At 59.6% G+C, this 1,551-nt stretch carries 2 protein-coding genes and 1 pseudogene; 1 reads left to right on the plus strand and 2 read right to left on the minus strand.

The window, feature by feature from the left end:
- A partial coding sequence (locus IVB12_RS32590) for a transposase (protein WP_247305741.1) occupies positions 1 to 211 on the plus strand: 211 nt, incomplete at its 5' end.
- Here the strand turns inward: IVB12_RS32590 and IVB12_RS32595 are convergent.
- Together IVB12_RS32595 and istB are read right to left on the minus strand one after the other, a co-directional pair.
- Positions 208 to 543 carry a transposase gene (locus IVB12_RS32595; RefSeq protein ID WP_247305744.1) on the minus strand — a complete coding sequence of 112 codons (336 nt, stop codon included), beginning with the start codon at positions 541 to 543 and terminating at the stop codon, positions 208 to 210. The two genes, IVB12_RS32590 and IVB12_RS32595, sit on opposite strands and share 4 nt — an antisense overlap.
- A 130-nt stretch (positions 544 to 673) precedes the next feature.
- Positions 674 to 1,205: pseudogene (istB, locus tag IVB12_RS32600) on the minus strand (IS21-like element helper ATPase IstB); the annotation flags it as partial.
- Positions 1,206 to 1,551 lie beyond the last annotated feature (346 nt).

Consider the following 1,551-nt stretch of genomic DNA (forward strand, 5'->3'; position numbering starts at 1 on the left):
GCTCCTTTACCTTCCGCCTTACAGTCCCGACTTCAACCCGATCGAGAACGCCTTCGCAAAGCTCAAAGCAAATCTGCGAAAGGCCGCCGAACGCACTGTCGGCGGTCTCTGGGATGCCGTCGGGCGCATCATCGACACTTGCACGCCCGCGGAATCCTCAAACTACTTCACTGCCGCGGGGTACTTGCAACCTGATCGGCTAACGCTCTAGAGCCCGACCGCAACAACGGCTGCTTCCGGCAATACGGAAGGCTCTGCGGCCGCCAGCAGCGACGTTTCCGACACCAAAGGCACGAATGATATTGTATCTGTCGCAGCCGGCAGCACCAGTTGACCTGAACGCGCCCGGCGCCGCCAGTCATGCACCTGCTGCGTCCGGCAGCCATGGCGGCGGGCGACATCAGTTACAATCGCACCCGGCCCAACGCTTTCCGCGACAATCTGGGCCTGTAAATCATTCGGCCAGTTCTTCCGACCTGAGCCAGCATACACTTCGATACGAGACGACAACGGCCGGCTTATGTCGTCCGAATGGTCGTCCATTTGTCAACGCCGATATAAATCTGACCCACCTTCACGGAAGTCGCCGAAGTAATTCTGACCCACCCCGGCGCTATATTGTGCTGGCCAGTTGCGGAGGGCAGAGCCCGTAGCGGCTGGCCAGCACAATATCCTATTTTTCTCCGGCAACCCTCCTGGCGGCCTGACCGGCCTTTCGTTTGTCGCGCAGGCGATAGCTTTTACCGCTGAGCTGGACGATGTGGGCATGATGCAGCAGGCGGTCGAGCATGGCGTCCCTCAGCGTCTGATCGTCGGCGAAGGCGCCAGCCCACTGCGTGAACGGGGGTTGCTGGTGAGCACGATCGAGCCGCGCTCGTAAGGTTTGGCGACCACGTTGAAGAACAGATTGGCTTCCTCGCGTCCGAACGGCAGGTACCCGATCTCGTCGATGACGATCAGCTTTGGCGCCATCACCGCTCGTTTGAAGTATTCTTTCAGGCGGCCTTGGGCTCGCGCCGCGGCCAACTGCAGCATGAGATCGGCCGCGGTGATGAAGCGGACCTTGTGACCGGCCATAACCGCCCGGTATGCCAATGCGAGAGCGATGTGCGTTTTCCGACGCCGCTCGGACCTAACAGAACGACGTTCTCGGCCCGCTCCACGAACGCCAGATGCGCCAGCTCGAGGATCTGCGCCTTGGGTGCGGATTCCGATGATCTCGCCCGGGTGTACCGATTTGATCTCGCCCAGGATTCCGAGATGATCTCGCCCGGGGCGCGAGGCGTTCTGGCTGTTTGGTTTCTGGCATCGGCGAAGCCGCGTGGTCAATCTTGAATCGCGGCTCGAAGGACTTGTTTTTTGCTGCTCCTGCTGTGATGGGGTGGACGCCCCTCGACGGCATCGATGTGCCAAAGTGAAGGGTGTTGAACCGTCACAAATGAGGAAGCGTTTATGAACGAAGTTAGCACGATTGGACTAGACTTGGCGAAACATGTTTTTCAGGCACATGGCGCAGACGCTAGCGGCGGTGTTGTTTTCCGCAAACAGCTG

It is taken from the genome of Bradyrhizobium sp. 179 (assembly GCF_023073535.1).
In the GTDB taxonomy this organism is placed as follows: domain Bacteria; phylum Pseudomonadota; class Alphaproteobacteria; order Rhizobiales; family Xanthobacteraceae; genus Bradyrhizobium.